The sequence below is a fragment of the uncultured Parabacteroides sp. genome (genome assembly GCF_905196875.1).
In the GTDB taxonomy this organism is placed as follows: domain Bacteria; phylum Bacteroidota; class Bacteroidia; order Bacteroidales; family Tannerellaceae; genus Parabacteroides.
This window is the reverse complement of sequence record NZ_CAJJWO010000002.1, coordinates 16,902-34,309: the sequence shown is the minus strand read 5'-3', so window position 1 is coordinate 34,309 and position 17,408 is coordinate 16,902. Positions and strand designations below refer to the sequence as shown.

General features: G+C 44.1%; 17 protein-coding genes. 3 read left to right on the top strand and 14 right to left on the bottom strand.

What is annotated here, in order from left to right; all coding sequences use genetic code 11:
• Positions 1-136: 136 nt before the first annotated feature.
• From QZ076_RS01070 to QZ076_RS01050, 5 genes are all read right to left on the bottom strand, one after another.
• A complete protein-coding gene (locus tag QZ076_RS01070) occupies positions 137-1,072 on the bottom strand; it encodes a FecR family protein (protein ID WP_293709532.1) in 936 nt (311 codons plus the stop codon).
• 78 nt (positions 1,073-1,150) lie between these two features.
• Positions 1,151-1,711 carry an RNA polymerase sigma-70 factor gene (locus tag QZ076_RS01065; protein ID WP_293709530.1) on the bottom strand — a complete coding sequence of 187 codons (561 nt, stop codon included), beginning with the start codon at positions 1,709-1,711 and terminating at the stop codon, positions 1,151-1,153.
• 86 nt (positions 1,712-1,797) lie between these two features.
• On the bottom strand, positions 1,798-2,565 hold the full coding sequence (locus QZ076_RS01060; RefSeq protein ID WP_293709528.1) for a biotin--[acetyl-CoA-carboxylase] ligase: 768 nt from the start codon (positions 2,563-2,565) through the stop codon (positions 1,798-1,800).
• Positions 2,558-2,911 carry an MmcQ/YjbR family DNA-binding protein gene (locus QZ076_RS01055; RefSeq protein WP_129731512.1) on the bottom strand — a complete coding sequence of 118 codons (354 nt, stop codon included), beginning with the start codon at positions 2,909-2,911 and terminating at the stop codon, positions 2,558-2,560. Before QZ076_RS01055 ends, QZ076_RS01060 begins: the two co-directional genes overlap by 8 nt.
• A gap of 16 nt (positions 2,912-2,927) precedes the next feature.
• The gene (locus tag QZ076_RS01050) at positions 2,928-3,293 is read right to left on the bottom strand and encodes a YraN family protein (protein WP_293709714.1); all 366 of its coding nucleotides are present in this window, start codon (positions 3,291-3,293) and stop codon (positions 2,928-2,930) included.
• Positions 3,294-3,361: 68 nt separating this feature from the next.
• Here QZ076_RS01050 and QZ076_RS01045 point away from each other — a divergent pair, with 68 nt between their 5' ends.
• Together QZ076_RS01045 and QZ076_RS01040 are read left to right on the top strand one after the other, a co-directional pair.
• Positions 3,362-3,589 carry a hypothetical protein gene (locus QZ076_RS01045; protein WP_293709525.1) on the top strand — a complete coding sequence of 76 codons (228 nt, stop codon included), beginning with the start codon at positions 3,362-3,364 and terminating at the stop codon, positions 3,587-3,589.
• Positions 3,586-4,026 (top strand): nucleoside deaminase, encoded by a 441-nt coding sequence (locus QZ076_RS01040; RefSeq protein WP_293709523.1) that lies wholly within the window; start codon positions 3,586-3,588, stop codon positions 4,024-4,026. Before QZ076_RS01045 ends, QZ076_RS01040 begins: the two co-directional genes overlap by 4 nt.
• Before the next feature lie 46 nt (positions 4,027-4,072).
• Here QZ076_RS01040 and QZ076_RS01035 read toward each other — a convergent pair whose 3' ends face one another.
• The 5 genes from QZ076_RS01035 to QZ076_RS01015 form a co-directional block, all read right to left on the bottom strand.
• Entirely contained in the window at positions 4,073-4,339 is a 267-nt protein-coding gene (locus QZ076_RS01035) for a DUF4834 family protein (protein WP_293709521.1), read from the bottom strand.
• Between the two features lie 54 nt (positions 4,340-4,393).
• Positions 4,394-5,089, bottom strand: a complete 696-nt coding sequence (pssA, locus tag QZ076_RS01030; RefSeq protein WP_293709519.1) for a CDP-diacylglycerol--serine O-phosphatidyltransferase — start codon at positions 5,087-5,089, stop codon at positions 4,394-4,396.
• Between the two features lie 22 nt (positions 5,090-5,111).
• Positions 5,112-5,786, bottom strand: coding sequence for a phosphatidylserine decarboxylase family protein (locus tag QZ076_RS01025; RefSeq protein WP_293709517.1), 675 nt, complete (start codon positions 5,784-5,786; stop codon positions 5,112-5,114).
• Positions 5,787-5,926: 140 nt separating this feature from the next.
• Positions 5,927-9,190 (bottom strand): UvrD-helicase domain-containing protein, encoded by a 3,264-nt coding sequence (locus QZ076_RS01020; RefSeq protein ID WP_293709515.1) that lies wholly within the window; start codon positions 9,188-9,190, stop codon positions 5,927-5,929.
• A gap of 25 nt (positions 9,191-9,215) precedes the next feature.
• Positions 9,216-9,560 carry a translation initiation factor gene (locus QZ076_RS01015; protein ID WP_293709513.1) on the bottom strand — a complete coding sequence of 115 codons (345 nt, stop codon included), beginning with the start codon at positions 9,558-9,560 and terminating at the stop codon, positions 9,216-9,218.
• 130 nt (positions 9,561-9,690) lie between these two features.
• Between QZ076_RS01015 and QZ076_RS01010 the strand changes: the two genes are divergently transcribed.
• Positions 9,691-11,601, top strand: a complete 1,911-nt coding sequence (locus QZ076_RS01010) for a HAMP domain-containing sensor histidine kinase (protein ID WP_293709512.1) — start codon at positions 9,691-9,693, stop codon at positions 11,599-11,601.
• Here the strand turns inward: QZ076_RS01010 and ispF are convergent.
• The 4 genes from ispF to QZ076_RS00990 all read right to left on the bottom strand — a co-directional run bounded on the left by ispF (position 11,579) and on the right by QZ076_RS00990 (position 17,407).
• Entirely contained in the window at positions 11,579-12,055 is a 477-nt protein-coding gene (ispF, locus tag QZ076_RS01005) for a 2-C-methyl-D-erythritol 2,4-cyclodiphosphate synthase (RefSeq protein ID WP_293709511.1), read from the bottom strand. The two genes, QZ076_RS01010 and ispF, sit on opposite strands and share 23 nt — an antisense overlap.
• A gap of 6 nt (positions 12,056-12,061) precedes the next feature.
• On the bottom strand, positions 12,062-13,264 hold the full coding sequence (gene porV, locus QZ076_RS01000) for a type IX secretion system outer membrane channel protein PorV (RefSeq protein WP_293709509.1): 1,203 nt from the start codon (positions 13,262-13,264) through the stop codon (positions 12,062-12,064).
• A 72-nt stretch (positions 13,265-13,336) separates the two neighbouring features.
• Positions 13,337-16,723, bottom strand: coding sequence for a type IX secretion system sortase PorU (gene porU, locus QZ076_RS00995; protein WP_293709507.1), 3,387 nt, complete (start codon positions 16,721-16,723; stop codon positions 13,337-13,339).
• Positions 16,724-16,792: 69 nt separating this feature from the next.
• Complete coding sequence (locus QZ076_RS00990) at positions 16,793-17,407, bottom strand: fumarylacetoacetate hydrolase family protein (RefSeq protein ID WP_293709505.1); 615 nt, start codon at positions 17,405-17,407, stop codon at positions 16,793-16,795.
• Position 17,408: the final 1 nt, after the last annotated feature.

The window sequence follows — 17,408 nt, the reverse complement described above, 5'->3', positions numbered from 1 at the left end:
TACTAAGTTTAACGCAATTACACGGTATTAACTTCTTAGCCGGAAGAACGTTGGCGCGTTTTTCCGGTTTTGTGTTTATTGATGGTATTTACTTCATAGGCATTTCTTTTAAAGGTTATTACTATTTTATCTGTTACTATTTGATAGTTATCGTATTATTCTCTTCATCCTTTTCGTAGACAAAGCGATCTTTCAGCTGGAAAACGTTCAGGATATGTTCGATACCTTTTTTTGCCTGAAACTTTCCGGTATATCTCTTTTTCTTGAAGGCTTCATTCTCTACGGTAATCCGGGTGTCGAAGTATAATTCCAGCTTGTCAATCATCCGGTCTACCGGTTCATCGTCAAAACAAATCACTCCCTCTTTCCAAAGCAGATTATTAAATTGAGAGATCGGCCCTTTTACCAGACGGTCATTTTCCAGATGTGCCTGCATATTCGGTTCCAGTAATACTTTCTGTTGTTTTACATCAGAATAGACTTCTACCGAACCTTTCAACAGGGACACTTCGAACATAGGAGCTTTGGCATACGCCATTACATTGAACTCGGTCCCCAGAACCTTAACATTATAGGTAGAAGTCTTTACGATAAATGGTTTCTTTTCATTTCGACTTACAGTGAAATAGCCTTCTCCATTCAACTCCACTTCTCTATTGTCTGAAGAAAAGTTATTCGGGAAAGTGAAAGTCGTACCGGCATTCAACCAAACATCCGTCCCATCGGCGAGCGTCAACTCGACACGTTGCCCGGGTGGCACAGAGATCGTTTGCATTGCAGTTTGAGGAAGTTGTTGCTTCAATTCGAATATATACCAACTCATACTCAATAAGAGTATAAAAACAGCTGCAACAGAGGCTATCTTTGTAAACAACAAAAGACTGAATCGGTTGATTTTTTTTGAGCTCCCTATTACATCACGTTGTTGCCAAAGCGTGACATCATACAGTTTACGCATAGCCAGAAGCTCCGACATGTTTTTCTTATCATTCTTCGCCCAGGCCAGTATTTGCATTTTCTCTTCTTCCGAAGCCCTACCCGATATATATTTTTTTATTAAATCCTGATCCATCTGTTTTATATAAGATATAATTAGCCTTACAATCATATCGACGATCGATAGCTGCACATCCCTAAAGAGAAAGTCATTTTATTTGAAAAAAAAGAAGAAATAAAATATAGGAAGATAATCTTTCAGGCTTATGCGTAATGCCTTCAATACTTTTGCAATATGATATTCAATACTTTTTACACTCAGCCCCAGTTCTTCTGCTATTTCTTTATTCGATTTATTATCAAAGCGGCTCATTTCGAATATAAGGCGGGTCTGCTCGGGGAAAGCGGCAAGAGTAGTACGGATGATCTGTTGAATCTCAGTTGTAAAAACCTCTTCCGGATCACAGGATTCCAGCATAGAGATACGCATATCCAATTCTTCCTGATGCGCTGTCTTGATTTTACTGAAAACTTCTTCTTTAATCATTTCATGCTTCAGATAATCGAGCGCTTTATTCTTCAGAAGAGTCAATAGAAAAGCATCGGGATTATTTATTCCTCCCCGCCTGAGTTCCGCCCACAACTTGATAAGTACTTCAGACGTTATATCCTCCGCAACCATCTCGTTATGTACATACGACATCGTAAAAAGGAATGATTTCCTATAAAATCGTTTATACAGATCCTCAAATTCTATGTGTGATCCCTCTTCCATTCACTTTAGTGCTTTTCATTAAAGTTGCACCGGCAAATATAGTCTTTTACTTCAGATCAGGAAATTAAAATCTAATGATAAAATCTTTACAAACTTAAGTCAGGAGTTATTACTGTCGATACTTCCTTAAACGCATACCGCCTCACTTCCCCGTCATTCAGTTCGAGGATCAGATGACCGGTCGGTTCTATGCCCTGGATACGTGCCTGGAAAACTCTCTGTTCATCACGGTACGGATAAAAACCCTCTCCACGATAAAGGGCAGCCATATAACTATTCCGTATCTCTTCCTCCTTCTCCAGGATCAGGGCGAGATAACGGTCGTAAAGACGTTTCAGGAAACTGCTTAACAGTTCTTCCCGATCATATTCCCGACCGGTGATCTGGAACAGTGAAACCGGATTGGGAGCATTACTCAGGAACTCCCGCTGGTTTATATTGATACCGATACCGATCACTGAACAATAGAGCGAATGCCCCGTCAGGTCGTTCTCTATCAGCATGCCGCATATCTTCCGGTCTTTCCAATAGATATCGTTCGGCCATTTCACCGTTACATCGTCGATATACTGATCGAGCGTCTCTTTTACGCTGAGCGCAGCTATCTGGGAAATCAGGAACTGACGGTTGGCTGGAAGGAAATCAGGATAAAGGATCACACTAAACATCAGGTTCCTGCCATCTTCCGATTCCCATGAATTGCCTACCTGTCCACGTCCGGCTGTCTGAAACTCAGTAACAACAACGCTTCCTTCCGGTAGCGATTCTTTACCAACCAGCCCACGGAGATAGTTATTCGTAGAAGTTGTTTCGTTCAGGCGGATAAAGCGCGGCATTTCGTTTTCTTCATTCATCGTATGTTTCCCTTATCTTTTTTGGCAGTTTGGCTATTACTTCACGATAGGAATGATGAATCCAGCGACAGACCTCTTCCGCCGGCATATCACGTTCCAGATAAACACCGTTCCAATACTTTTTATTGAAGTGATAAGCCGGTTCCACAGCGGTATAACGTTCACGCAGTTCTTCCGTATAATCAGTGCTGCATTTCAAAGCGATATATGGTTCTTCCGCATCTAATGCCAGAAGAGCAAACATCTTGTTCTCCACCTTAAAGACCAAAGAGACGTCGTCAAACGGAAAACTTTCCGTAACGTTTCTCAGCGACAGGCAATATTCACGGGCTTCTTCTATATTCATACTTTTCTTTGTTTTATTATCTGCCAGGAGCGTAGAAAGCATCATCCAGATGTTCGATCTTATAACCTTCCCGGCCCTTTATGAGCGTTATAATATCGAAGCGAACCGGATAGTCGAGATTGAAATAACGGACATAAGCATCTGCTGCGGCTACGATCCGCCTTATTTTCTTATTGTCGACAGCCTCTTCGGGCGAGATAAGAAAGTCCTCCGAACGGGTCTTTACCTCGACAACGATTATCTCGCTGTCTTTCAAGGCAACAATATCCAGTTCGTAATGATGCCAGTGCCAGTTCGAATGCAGAACCGTATAGCCCTGACGAATCAAAAAGTCACGTGCAACAGCCTCTCCGTCTCTACCTAAGTCGTTTCCTTCAGCCATCTTATTAATTTGCACAAATATACTGTTTTTCTTTTTTATTTGCGCTTTCGCTTGTACATTTGCACATTATGGTACAGAAACGGAAATATTCAGCTCCACAACCCAACCGTCCGCGGGTATATAAGGTTACTTTTATGCTTAATGAAGAAGAGCAGAAGGCTGTCGACCGCTATCTGGCCAGATATAACATAGAAAACAAATCCCGGTGGTATCGGGAAACCATCCTTTCACACATACTCAAGACACTGGAAGAAGACTATCCTACGCTCTTCAAGGAAAACGAAATGAGACGATGAATCCATTTAACGACGAATATTTTATGAAACAGGCCCTGGTGGAAGCACGTGCTGCCGCGGCCGAAGGAGAAGTTCCCGTAGGGGCGATAGTTGTATGTAACAACCAGATTATTGCCCGTGCCCATAACCAGACGGAACGGTTGAACGATCCGACGGCCCATGCGGAAATGCTTGCTATTACTGCTGCCGTAGGTGTATTGGGAGCGAAATACCTGACCGGATGCAGCTTGTATGTGACAGTAGAACCTTGCATCATGTGTGCAGGAGCAATCGGCTGGTCACAACTAAGTACGATTGTATACGGTGCCAGCGACGAAAAGAGAGGATACCAGGAATATGCTCCGAAAGCATTCCACCCGAAGGCCGTTGTAAAAAGAGGAGTGATGGAACAAGAATGTGCGGAAGAGATGCAGAAATTCTTCCGGCAGAGAAGATAAAAACAAAAACCCCACATCAAAAGCGCGGGATACTATTTGCATATTACTATTTTACCTCTTCGAAGTCGACATACTCGCCTTCGTCTTTTGCAAATATCTTCTTTCGGTTTGCAGAAGCGTAATCATCCTCAGCAGCTTGCGACTGCTGTTGCCCGCCAGAGTAACTGCTTGTCTGACGACGTTGTTCTCCCTTCTTTCCGCTGCTGCTTCCACTACCGAACAACATATTTTTAAATGTGCGCAGAATAGAGAAGCCCATCAGAAAAACTAACAGGATAAAGAAGAAAAACATTACAAACAAAAACTTAAACATAATATTCGCTACTTAGTTGGTTTATAAGAGAAACACATAGACCAAACCTCTTGTTTAGTGTCTTTTGTTAAAAATAGACAAGAGGATATAGAGAAGAATCGTTCCAGCTATACCAAGCATACCGAAGAAGGCAATGAACAAGACTGCACAAACGACTAATATATAGCGTCTTTCATTACCTTTCCAGCCAACCGACTTGATCTTTAACGAGAACATGGGAATCTCAGACACAAGCAATAAAGAGGTAGCCAACGCCACCACCAATGTAATCACAATGAACAGGACATTATTAGCCTGGCTCAAAGGAGACAATGAATATCCGACCGAGGCCCAGAACAACGCATGCGCCGGAACCGGCATACCTATAAAGGAAGTTGTCTGCCGTTCGTCGATATTAAATTTGGCCAGACGTAAACCCGAGAAAGCCGGGATCACAAAAGCCAGATAAGGAATGTAACGTCCTATCTCTCCCAAAGGAAGACTGGCCTGGCTCAGCATACAGAATACGATCATACCGGGGGCAACGCCAAAGCTAACCATATCCGAAAGGGAGTCGAGCTCTTTCCCCATCGGGGAATAAGCTTTCAGCAAACGGGCGGCAAACCCATCCAGGAAGTCGAACACAGCAGCGATAATGATCCATATAGCTGCCCACAACAAATTTCCCTGCAATGCCATTACACTGGCTATACAGCCGGAAATAAGACTCAAACAAGTAATTGAGTTAGGAATATGTTTTCTGATATTCATTGTTTCGTATATTTTCAGGACCTTATTCGCACGGGCATTTGCTCAAACGTGCAATCGGAGTCTGATTACCCGTAACCTTCTGATCCATCTCGATCAGGACTTCAGTCCCGACAGGTAAATAGACATCTACACGCGACCCGAACTTGATAAAACCCATTTGTTCATCAACATGACATTTCTCTCCTACCTTCGCATAGGTAACAATACGCCGTGCAAGTGCGCCTGCAATCTGGCGGGCCAGCACATCTGTTCCATTCTTGGTAGTGATAACAACAGCAGAACGCTCGTTTTCGGTACTGCTCTTGGGCAGATAGGCAGCCATGAACCGTCCGTTATTATGAGAAACATGTTTCACTGTCCCGTTTACCGGAAACCAGTTGGCATGTACATTGAACACAGACATAAAGATAGATATCTGTAAACACTTCCGGTGAAGGATCTCATTCTCCATCACCTCTTCAATGGCTACGATCGTACCATCGGCAGGGGCAATCACCAGTCCTTCGGAGTCGTAAGGGAAACGACGGAACGGACTACGGAAAAAATTCAGTACCAAGAGAAAGAGAATGGTCGATACCGATGCAACAGAATAGAACAACGTCTCCTTGCTGACGGTATGGTATATTGCGACATTCACGATAAACAACACCGTAAATAACGTAAGTAGTAGACCTGTTCCTTCTTTATGTACTTTCATTCTTTTCCTAAAACTGCGTTTTTATTACAATCTGCAAAAGTATTCATTTTTGTGGAATAACAAAACAATTGACTGCCGACAATTGACAAATGATGCGTATTTCGGCTATTTACTGAATAAAAAAGGATAAAACACCTCTATTAACTATCAACAGCCTCTATTTTACCCTGTTCAACATACCAGAGAAAACCTTCCACTTCTGTGTAGCCCATCTGGCGAATCAGTTTCATATAATTCTTTACCTGGTTATGGTGTCTCTTATCCTGGATATCCCCGAACTTATAGTCGACCACCACCACTTTATCGTCCGTGATCATTACCCGGTCAGGACGTTTCGACAGTCCTTTTCCGAAAAGGATATCGACTTCATTGAGTACACGGGCTGTTCCGTCATACCAGGGAAGGACTTCCGTTGTTTTAAGCAGTTCTTCTAAACGGAGAATCAATGTTTCAGCTTCACTTTTATTGATCACTCCGGCCAGACGGTAACTCTCTACGGCCGATCCTATATCTGCACTTGTTCGTATCTGGCTCAAAACTTCATGCATCAACGCACCATGTTTCCGTTTCTCATTATCAAAGAAAAAGCCTTTACCATGCAAACGGAGTTGAAGGCGGTCGTCGGGAGAGATGGAGTTGATACGGATCATTTCTACTTCTTCCGGGGATGAACTGTCCGCCTTTGCAACTGACGGATGCCACCATGTTCCTAATTCAAAAAGTCCGGCTTTTGTATTGAAAGAGGGAGACAAAGGCATTAAAGACTCTCCTTGCTTGGTATCCGTTACTTTCCAGTGCAGTGCCCCCCAAAGCGCGTCGGCGACAGACGATATCTTCTCTACCTCTCCGGTCTCTTCTTTTATCTTCCTGGGACGCGGGGCAAAGACGATCAATTCCTCTTTCGAACGTGTAAAGGCCACATACAAAGTATTCAGGTTATCGATAAAGGCGTGCAACCGTTCACGGAAATAGTCTTCCGCAAAGATGGTATTCCCCAACGACTGGCTGTAACGCACCGGAACCAAATGTAAGCGATCGAACGGTTTTGTATCCGGCTTGCACCAAAGGATAACGGGTTTCGACGGTTTATGGTCGATCTCCCAATCGCCGAAAGGTATGATAACGACCTTAAAGCCCAACCCTTTCGATTTATGGACGGTAAGGATACGGATCGCATTCTGTGCGTCAGGTGTGGCAATCGTCTTACGATAGCCTGCATCATCCCACCATTTCAGGAAACGGCTCAGGTCGGCACTTTCTTTTTGGGTATATTCGGACACCATATCAAGAAAAGCCTGTACAAAGACCTGTTCATTATCCTGGAAGTGACCGGAGAAAAGCCGGAAGAGCCCTTCCGATATTTCATACAACGACTGGCGGGAAAGGGCCTGCAGTTCGGAACCGATCTCGGGCGGGAAAGCCAGTCCGGTCGTTTCTACGGAACAGACATCCGGATGATCCGTTCCTACAGGTTCACCCTTTAATATCCGGTAAGAATACAAAGCTGTTTGTTCGTTGATCTTGTCTTCGGGGTTCTTCAGATAGCGCAACAGGGCGATCATAAACCTTACGGCAGGCGATCCGCTGACAAACAGGGCTTCATCGGAGATAATATCATAATTATAACGGTCGGAAGGGTTTTCTTCTTTGTAGGAAAGCAACTTATCCGCCACCATAGCTCCCTCCATGTTGGTTCGCACCAGGATTGCTATATCTTTCAGAGCATAACCGTTATCCTGTAATTGTTCGACAACCTGGGGCAGACGCTCGAGTGCTTCTTCTTTCCAGTCCTTCTCTTCATCACCCGACAAGAATTCGATCCTGACATGTCCGTCCTTCTGCTGAAAAGGAGGGGGCACCTGCTGGTAACTCTTATCATAAGCAGACATGATCTTGGTAAGGAAAGAGGCTCGTTGCTCTTCACTCAGCGAAGAAGTCAGTAGCGTTTCATTATACACAGTCTGCAACAGGGCGGGAATAGAGGTAAAGAAAGTGTTATTGAACTCCACGATATTCCGGCAACTACGCCAGTTCTCCTTCAGCGTTTCTTCCGTTACTTCTTCTGCGGAGAAATCGGTTTGTACCTGTTCGTCCAGCAGTTTCCAATCGGAGTTACGGAAACGGTAGATACTCTGCTTCACATCACCCACAATCAGGTTGGCCCGGTCGTGTGCCAGGCTTTCTTCTATCAACGGACGGAAATTGTTCCATTGCATGCCGCTGGTATCCTGAAACTCGTCGATCATATAATGATCCACATGCGTACCGGTTTTCTCGTAGATAAACGGGGCGTCACTCCCACCGATCACTTTGTTAAGCAATTCGGTAGTATCGGCGATCAGCATGACATTCTTTTCCTCACGGTAAGAGGCGATCTGGCGGGAAACATCGGTCAGGATACCGAGGGTATAGTAATAACGGACTATTTCGCGGGCCGTATTATAGGCCGTCAGGTTGGAGAATAAAGCGACAATATTCTTGATACAGTCATTCAGCCCGTCTTCGAAAGCACATCCGATGATCTGGCGGGCACCCTGCGGAGTCGTCTTGGTGAAACACCCCTCCAGGTTATCGGCCAGGCTGATAAACGTAGCGGAAGGATCTTTCATTTCTCCCCGTTCGAGCCGTTCGAGCAAGGTAAGCGGGGAACGACTGCCTCCTTTAAAGTCAGTCGTACGGAGGGCATATTTACCCAGTATCTGCAAGCCTCTTTCCCCCAAACGTTTGGCCTCGGCTTCTACCGAACGGATAATGCCGAACAGCTCATTCTTATAGTTCTCCAGTGCTTCCTTATCCTGGATATCTTTGGCAACTTCATCACTGGAAGCCTTATAGCTTTCTTTAAAGACTTCACGACTCAAAGACATGATATCCTTGCGTAGGTTCCACTCGCCTCCGTTCTCGATCTTATCTTCGGCAAAGCGGAGCAACCAGCCCAGGAGTTCTTTACTTTCGGGCTTCTCCAGATCGGCCAATAGATTATCGATCGCAGAGGTCAGTACCAGTTCCTGATCCATCTCGATACCGTAACCGCCCTGCAAACCGATCTCGCGGGTAAAAGCGCGCATGGTCTGCTGGAAGAACCGGTCGATCGTACTGATATTGAAAGAGGAGTAGTCGTGAAGAATATCTCTTAATATCTTGCCTGCCTGTTTACGAACCTGCTCTTCCGTCAGCGAATAAGCAGACTTCAACGAATCTACATAATCGGACTTCCGGCCGGACGAGAGATTATATAACTCCTCCACGATACGGCCTTTCATCTCGTCGGTCGCCTTATTGGTAAATGTCACGGCCAGGATACGGCGATACGCACCCGTACCAGTGAATAACAAATTCAGATATTCACCCGTCAGCTTGTGGGTTTTACCTGCTCCGGCAGAAGCTCTGTAAACAGTCAACATAGTTTTATTATTTAGATGGCAAGGCTTATATAACCCTACTTTTTGTATAACCTTCTTTCTGAAGTATCTCAAGCACCTTCTGACGAAGATCTCCCTGTACGATGATCTCTCCATCCTTGGCGGAACCACCCACACCGCATTTTACTTTCAGGAACTTACCTAAAGCCTCCAGGTCGTCTGTCGTTCCACGAAATCCGGTAATCAACGTAACTGCTTTTCCACCCCGGTTACGTTTATCAAGAGATATACGCAATTGTTGTTTTTCTTTGGGTTGCGTATCTTCTTCCGCCTCGTCTCCCGTATTATATTGAAAGTCCGGGTTTGTCGAATACATAACTCCCAAACGATCTTTCCAGTCATTATTTTTCATAATTCATTCTTTTATCCGGTTCAAAACTACAAATTAACAGCGGGATAAGCAAAATAACGGAACAGAATGCATACCTTTGTCCTACAAGCTCTGAATTTCATTATTACTTGGCTTTAACAATCATGCATATATGAAAAAGACAATCTTCATATTCTTCCTGCTGTTATTTACGAACAGGATCTTGCATGCCCAAATGCAAGACAAGGATAACTATATCCTGATCCTACATTCCATCAACTTTAACGAGACCTGGACACAAGAGACATATGAAACCATCCGGGATACCTTTTCAAAAGATGGTCTGATGGTAAAAGGGGAAGAATTACAGATACCTGCCATGAGAAATATAACAGAAGTTTACGACAAAATAACTGAATTAAAAGATAAATATTCATCGCCTCCCAAAGCAATCGTGTGCATAGGCGATCCTGCGTGGCTAATCTGCCAACCTTTGTTCGACAACGAATGGAAAGAGGTTCCGGCTGTTATTTGCTATTCACGTAAATTATCCCCATCGAAGATCGAATACTTACTCCACAGGGACATCCAGGACACAAAGAATATGGTTCCCACCGAGGAGCTCATTAATAAATATAATGTAACCACCATAACGCAACCGCTTTATACAGAAGAAACCATACGACTTATAAAACAGCTTCAGCCTGAATTAAAAAAGATCGTATTTATTCGCGACGAACGTTATATAAGTATCTGTGCAGAACAAGAGCTTTCCGATACAATGAAAACTCATTTTCCTGATTTGCAGTTGGAAATACTCTCCAGCCCGTCCATCTTAACCGAAACACTGCTGGAAACACTTTCTATTTATGGCAAAGAAACCGGAATAATCTATTACTCATGGTTCCTTTCAAAGGAAAACGATGAGAACCAGTATCTAAGAGACAACGTTCAAAAAATAATAAACAGCTTTTCTAATTCCCCGATTTATATCCTGACAGACCTGAATCCAGAATCGGGAAACTTTGCCGGTGGACATTATATATCTGTAAAGGATTTCAGCACATCTGTCGTATCGACCATCAGTCTTATACTGAATGGGAAACCAGCCCGGGATATTCATTCTCATATCGGAGGGTCTCCACAGACATATCTCAATTACCAGCATCTGTTCAGAAATGGTATTCCCCCTGTCCGTTTCCCTCAGCATGCAGTTTACTACCAGCAACCTCCTACTTTCTTTCAAAAATATCAGATACACCTGATCAGTGCTCTTGCAATCATCGGCCTACTGAGTATGATCGCTGTACTACGCTTTCGTCTTTATATGCAAAAGTTAAAACAGGATGAAGAGCGCCGGGAAAAAGAAAAAGCAGAAGAGGCCAACCACCTGAAATCGGCGTTCCTGGCAAATATGAGTCACGAGATCCGTACTCCATTGAATGCTATTGTCGGTTTTTCCAATCTTATCGCTCATTCCGAAAGCCCGGAAGATACACTCGAGTTCTGTAAGATCATCGAGACAAACAACGAATTGCTGCTGCAACTGATCAACGATATTCTCGACCTGTCAAAGATCGAAGCTGGACAACTTGAGTTCAGCTTTTCAAACATCGATGTATCTTCTCTCTTCTTAATGCTGGCACAGACACACCAGACACGGACAAAAGAAGGGGTTACACTGGAATGTATCCTCCCGGAAAAGCCCTGTTTTATCCATTCGGAAAAGATCCGGTTAACGCAGGTTATGACCAATTTTCTGACCAATGCCTGCAAATTCACCTTCGAAGGTTCTATCCGTATGGGGTACGAGGAAATTGATGGAGGATTACGCTTTTACGTATCCGACACAGGGAAAGGAATTGCCCGGGAAAACATCCCACATGTATTCGAGCGCTTTGCTAAATTCGACTTGTTTATCCAGGGGACCGGATTAGGATTATCAATCTGTCAGACAATCGTAAATCGCCTGAACGGAGAGATTGGTGTAGAATCAGAAGAAGGGAAAGGCACTACTTTCTGGTTCACCATTCCCTGCGAAGTTCATTATGAAGAATACATCACTTCTGTATCAGAACAGTAGCATAAGCCGCAATACCCTCCTGACGGCCTGTAAAGCCTAGTTTTTCTGTCGTTGTTGCTTTTATGGAAATATCCTCCTCGTCCACTTGCATTACTTCGGCCAGTGTCTGCTTCATAGCAGGGATATGAGGATTCAGCTTCGGACGTTCTGCCGCAATAGTCGCATCGATATTACCCAGTTCGTAACCGGCATCACGCAACAGTTTCATGGTGTCGCGCAACAGGATCTTGCTGTCTATATTCTTATATTCTCCGGCCGTATCCGGAAAATGATAACCGATATCACGCATATTCGCTGCGCCCAGCAGTGCATCGCAAATAGCATGTATCAACACATCGGCATCACTATGGCCTAACAGACCTAATGTATGTTCAATACGTATGCCTCCCATCCACAGTTCGCGGTCAGCCACCAAGGCATGCACATCATACCCGAATCCTACCCGTATCTTCATAGCTGTTTATCTGAACAGGTTCTTGATTCCGTCCATATCGAACGACAAGGTAAAACGCAACGTCTGGTCTAACGGGTTACTCTGAACTGTACTTACCAGGTAAGCTGCATCCAACTGGAATACACTCATACGGAAACCGGCTCCGACGGAAAAATACTGACGGTTACCTTTGTTGGCATTCTCATAGAAATAACCTCCACGCAGGAAAAACTGATCGTTATAGCTATATTCAGCACCGATCGAAACCATCACTTCCTGCAATTCCCCCTTGAAGCCATCTGGTGAGTCTCCAAAAGATTTGAAGATACCGGAGATACCGGATACATCATTATATTCTTTCTTTTTATCTTCATATTCCTGGCGTTCTTCATCTGTTGCCCCTTCAGTCAGGTAAGGCAAACTCGGTACCAGATATTTACTCAAATCAAGATATAAACCAATCCGGTTAAAATCGTCGATCGGATAAAGCAAACCTGTTCCCAAACGAAGAGTTGTAGGTAAGAATTCATTGGTAGTACCACCATTATAAGATATTTTGGTACCGATATTAGACACATTAAAACCTAAGCTCCATAAAGCCTCTGCCTGCCCCAGAACCACATACTTTTCCAGATAACCCGCAATATCGGCTGCGAAAGCATTACCAGGAACACGACTTTCATCCTGCGCATCCTGTCCCATATCCGAACGGATATAACGCATAGCTACGGCCATAGAATAAGATTCGGACAATTTACGGCTGTAACTGACGTCGAACGCCATTTCGTAAGGACTTACCGTATAACCGCCATTTCCATTCGGATCAGTCTGGTTACCTGTATTAATATCCCCCAGCGAGAAATACCGCAGGGAAGCACCGATTGCCTGCAAATCGTTATCACCGATCTTATAATAACCGGAAAGATTAGCCAAAGCCACGTCATTAACCAATTTGCGCAACCAGGGAGTATACGACAAAGACACACCGGCCTTGCTGTACATAAAAGCATACTTGGCAGGGTTCCAGTATTGTGAGTTTATATCCGGAGTAGTAGACGCTCCATTATCCCCCATCGCACCGGCACGAGCATCGGGAGCAATAGAGAGAGAAGGTACTGCTGTATTGACCGGAGCAAATTTGCTTTTTCCATTATCTTCCGCCCACATAGTAAATACGGTCAGTAAACTGAAAACTACTATAAGTGTACTAATTCTTAAATTCTTTATCATACTATATTCCTGTTAAATACGCAGTAAGTAATAAACTTACCTTACGAACATATAAACTGATTTTGTTTTACTTTATTGTGCGAGGATTATTAATTTCTTCGCTTCCGTCGCCTCCTTAGATCCTCCGGAACTGATTGCTGCACGATATATATAAACGCCGGGGCGAAGCCGTCCTCCCCTGTTATTGGTCAGATCCCAGGTCACCGTATACGATTTAAATAGTTCAGACGAACCTGTTTCTTCATGCCTCCACTGCAAGCGCCCAACCATATCGTACACCATAATCCCGACAGTCAACTGACTTTCCGGACGGTTATGGAACAGATGGAAAGTCACTTGCTCACGAGCTGGAACCGGAGTCGCCGACAGCTCCAGCAGATACGGTTTCAAGCCTTCCACAACCTCGAACTCAAATTCCTGTGTCGTCGAGTTATTCTGTATATCCCAGACTTTAAACTCTGCCTTATGCATTCCCGGAGTCAATACCGGGATCAGGAACTTGACAATTCCTTCTCCTTCGCTTCCCGCTACCAATTCATAGTAACTATTCAGATTATAACTTAAAGCCGGATTACCATCGATGATCAACATCATGTCATGTCCGATACTGCTACCTGTTATATTAACACCACTCTTATCCCAAAGACGGGCTACAAAGAACGGGGTAGTATTGACCTGTCCGCCACTCACAAAAGTCGAGTCGTTCAGATAGAGCGCACGTATTTCCGGACCATCCTTATCGTCATCCGCATTATCGTCCGTTCCCCCGACACGATAATTCAAATAAGCCCCCTGGGCTTCTATTTTACTCGTCTCATCCGATGCATAAAGATTCATCTTTCCAAATTCATTCGAATAAGAGATATCCTTCGGAACGGTAAATGTGAAACTAAACTTTCCCGAACGAACGGAGTCGTTACCTATAAAAAGTATATTCGAGTAATCCGTATATTTGAAAGTCTTACCTGTATTGTTATTGTCCAATGTTTCATAAGATACACGGCTATCCAGAACTGTCGGGTTCAACAGGCCGGAGAAGTCGGTTGCCACATTCCCATCCGGGTTCAGCACCTCGCCCTCGACGGTTATTTTTTGCAATGCCTTAAAAGTAACAGGTTCGTTGGTTACAGGTTCCCCGTTTATTGCCGTCACATTCATGCGATATTCCGGATAACACAACTTCATAGCGGGGTCACCGATTAAAGCAAATCCCAATTTATAACGAGTGGAACCCAATGCGCGTTTGGTCGCTTTCATCACTTCTCCCAGGGTCAACCGGCGTCCGTTCTTTTTCTCAAACAAATTACGGATCAGGTTATCGTTAATTGAGAAGTTTGGACTGGAATAGGCTACACGGGTAGTAGTGAACAACCCGATACCGCCACTCACCTTATTCAGGAAAACCTGCTCACCGGCAGAAGTTACCGGAGCATCGAAACGACAGAAATCGCAGGTCGCAGTAATCCAGATCGGCAAACGGGGATAAGTCGATTTAGTAATATCGCTTTCCGTCAGTACTTGTTCATCACTCCAGGAAACAGTATTACCATGTCCTGTATAATTGATCAACAACTGACCGCTCTTAAGCATTTTCTGTATATCTGTCTTCACAGCCGGATAAGTGCTCAGGCCTCCCGAAACATCCTTTTTATAAGAATCGAAATAAATCTTATTCACCATGAACTCCGGATGACTGGTGTTTATATACTCGCCCAGTTGGTCAGCCTGACTGGCATGATCCGTCATATAACCATCGGCATTGTTACCGTCGTCAGCTACAAAGCAGACATTATTTTTCCATGATCCGGTCTCATTATTATCCATATAATTGATCACCTTGTTGACCATATTGGTCGCCTCGGTTACAGTCCGGACAGGAAAACGGCCGATACCGATATCGATCTTCGAAGCTATCAGACCTTTTCCATTGTTGCTGTCGTCAAGAAAACCGAAGTAATCGTCTATCACATACGATTTATCATCCAGCGATTCATCCGTCTGGTAAGTCAACAGCATATTACTTGTCGTTACATTCTGCCAGCTAGAGGTTAAGAAACGGTTATCGAACGCACCGTCACCAAAAAGAAGAAGATATTTGGGAGCATCGCTTTCGGATGTTTGCCGATCGTAAAACATCTTCATGAAACGACGATAGGCTGTAGCATCCGGTGTTCCACTGGAGAATTCGTTGTAGATCACTTCCGGGGTAACTACCTGAACCGTCAGCCCGTCACGGTCGCGGTGAGCTTCCGCCAAACGTTCTGCCTGGCTCGTTAATCCGGGCTGTGCAATAATGATCATATCCGTTTGCGGCAAAGCGTGCAGATCCTGATTCGTTACATCGCCTACAACCTTAGGAGTCGGGAGTGACTGATTCCGTTGCACCAAAGCAAACTCCCTCAACGTTCCTCCCGGAATAGAAAAAGATAATTCGCTTCCACTCAGTTCTGTCTCCATCCGCTTCGGATTCACCGGATCCGTTACATCAAAAACCAATGTATTCGCATTGGCATTCTGAATAACAAAACGAGAAGGATTCCCGACAGAAGCCAGACTACGGAAAAACGTACAGGCACCATAGGGTTGCAACTCCCGTTTCATCTGCAAACGAATATAATCGAGGTAGACGTTTTTATGGCCATATTGCCCGTATCTTACATTGACTTTGACATTTGCACTTTTATCACCTTTCCAGTCGGCCACTTCATACGCCAGGTTTGCTTTGGTATATTCATCGCTGGAAGAACTGTAACTGATCGTCCTCGAGATCAGTTCACTGCCATTCACACTCAGGGTTACATTTCCGGTACCGCTGATAGGCTTTGCGATAAAGCGGAGAGTGACTTTACCGTCGTCGTTGGTGATTCCCGTTATGTTGTTAAATGAAAAATCCCTCGACAGGGTCATATCCATCGCTTCTCCAAACAACTCACGTCCGGAGTTATTAACAGAGACTAAATCTTTTTCATGCAACCGGTAATCATCAAAAGTCGTCACTTTCAAAGAAGCACCCGCAGCCGAAGCGACAGATTCCATTTCTTTTGTAGCGGTAGCATCCGTCAGAAAATAATATCCATACTGAGAGTAAGGATTATTGACATGAACAAAACACTGGTTAACGGTATCATAACTCCATTTCACCACACCACGTCCATAGAACAGAAGATAATCATCGCCACGCCAGGTAGCTACCGCCGGAACATCATCGATATAAGGATTAGAGAAATCTTCATCCAGCATCCAGCCACCATATCCATGTACGGAAACTTTTGCCGGATCGGAAAATCCCATCGAACGTAAATCGGCATAGGAGAGTTTATAGATTCCGTCTTCTTCCACCTGTATTTTCACCCATTTACCGGATGACAAAACGGACTTGGCAGCATAAATACTTCCATCGGCCCGGACAGAAGAAAGAAAACAGATACTTATTATTAATGTATATAGTATTCGTAACATAATCCTTTTTTAGTTGACAATGATAGTTGACAAGTGACAGTTAAAGTCATCCACAACTGCTTCTGCCAACTATTTTACGTAAAAATCAAGCAACTTACGTTCACCGATATATCCCTGCAAATGATCGTCGATCTTCACAGGCCCTACCCCGGCCGGAGTACCTGTAAATATCAGATCTCCAATCTTCAAGGTAAAGAAACGGCTTACATAAGCGATAACCTTGTCTACCGGGAAAAGCATGTCCGAAGTATTTCCCTCCTGTACTTTCTTTCCGTTTATATCCAGATGGAACGGGATACGATTCACATCCCCCAGTTTCTCCAACGGCACAAACGACCCGATCACAGCCGAATTATCAAATGCCTTACTAATCTCCCAGGGTAATCCCTTCGCACGCAGTTCTCTTTGCAGGTCACGGGCGGTAAAATCGATACCGACTGTAACTTCATTATAATAACGATAAGCAAAACGTTCGGCGATATTCTTACCCAGCCGGTCTATCTTTACAACAATCTCGGTTTCGTAATGTATCTCCGACGAAAAATCGGGGATAAAGAACGGCTTCCCGTCTTTCAACAGGGAGGAATCGGACTTCATAAAGATAGTAGGTTCCGATAATTCTAACGAATGATGCAGCTCTTTATTGTGTTCTGCATAATTCATTCCTACTGCTATGATCTTCATT

Bases quoted from the DNA above. Each gene is read 5' to 3' on its own strand.
- QZ076_RS01070 (WP_293709532.1), bottom strand. From the start codon at position 1,072: ATGGATCAGGATTTAATAAAAAAATATATATCGGGTAGGGCTTCGGAA.
- QZ076_RS01065 (WP_293709530.1), bottom strand. From the start codon at position 1,711: ATGGAAGAGGGATCACACATAGAATTTGAGGATCTGTATAAACGATTT.
- QZ076_RS01060 (WP_293709528.1), bottom strand. From the start codon at position 2,565: ATGAATGAAGAAAACGAAATGCCGCGCTTTATCCGCCTGAACGAAACA.
- QZ076_RS01055 (WP_129731512.1), bottom strand. From the start codon at position 2,911: ATGAATATAGAAGAAGCCCGTGAATATTGCCTGTCGCTGAGAAACGTT.
- QZ076_RS01050 (WP_293709714.1), bottom strand. From the start codon at position 3,293: ATGGCTGAAGGAAACGACTTAGGTAGAGACGGAGAGGCTGTTGCACGT.
- QZ076_RS01045 (WP_293709525.1), top strand. From the start codon at position 3,362: ATGGTACAGAAACGGAAATATTCAGCTCCACAACCCAACCGTCCGCGG.
- QZ076_RS01040 (WP_293709523.1), top strand. From the start codon at position 3,586: ATGAATCCATTTAACGACGAATATTTTATGAAACAGGCCCTGGTGGAA.
- QZ076_RS01035 (WP_293709521.1), bottom strand. From the start codon at position 4,339: ATGTTTAAGTTTTTGTTTGTAATGTTTTTCTTCTTTATCCTGTTAGTT.
- pssA (WP_293709519.1), bottom strand. From the start codon at position 5,089: ATGAATATCAGAAAACATATTCCTAACTCAATTACTTGTTTGAGTCTT.
- QZ076_RS01025 (WP_293709517.1), bottom strand. From the start codon at position 5,786: ATGAAAGTACATAAAGAAGGAACAGGTCTACTACTTACGTTATTTACG.
- QZ076_RS01020 (WP_293709515.1), bottom strand. From the start codon at position 9,190: ATGTTGACTGTTTACAGAGCTTCTGCCGGAGCAGGTAAAACCCACAAG.
- QZ076_RS01015 (WP_293709513.1), bottom strand. From the start codon at position 9,560: ATGAAAAATAATGACTGGAAAGATCGTTTGGGAGTTATGTATTCGACA.
- QZ076_RS01010 (WP_293709512.1), top strand. From the start codon at position 9,691: ATGAAAAAGACAATCTTCATATTCTTCCTGCTGTTATTTACGAACAGG.
- ispF (WP_293709511.1), bottom strand. From the start codon at position 12,055: ATGAAGATACGGGTAGGATTCGGGTATGATGTGCATGCCTTGGTGGCT.
- porV (WP_293709509.1), bottom strand. From the start codon at position 13,264: ATGATAAAGAATTTAAGAATTAGTACACTTATAGTAGTTTTCAGTTTA.
- porU (WP_293709507.1), bottom strand. From the start codon at position 16,723: ATGTTACGAATACTATATACATTAATAATAAGTATCTGTTTTCTTTCT.
- QZ076_RS00990 (WP_293709505.1), bottom strand. From the start codon at position 17,407: ATGAAGATCATAGCAGTAGGAATGAATTATGCAGAACACAATAAAGAG.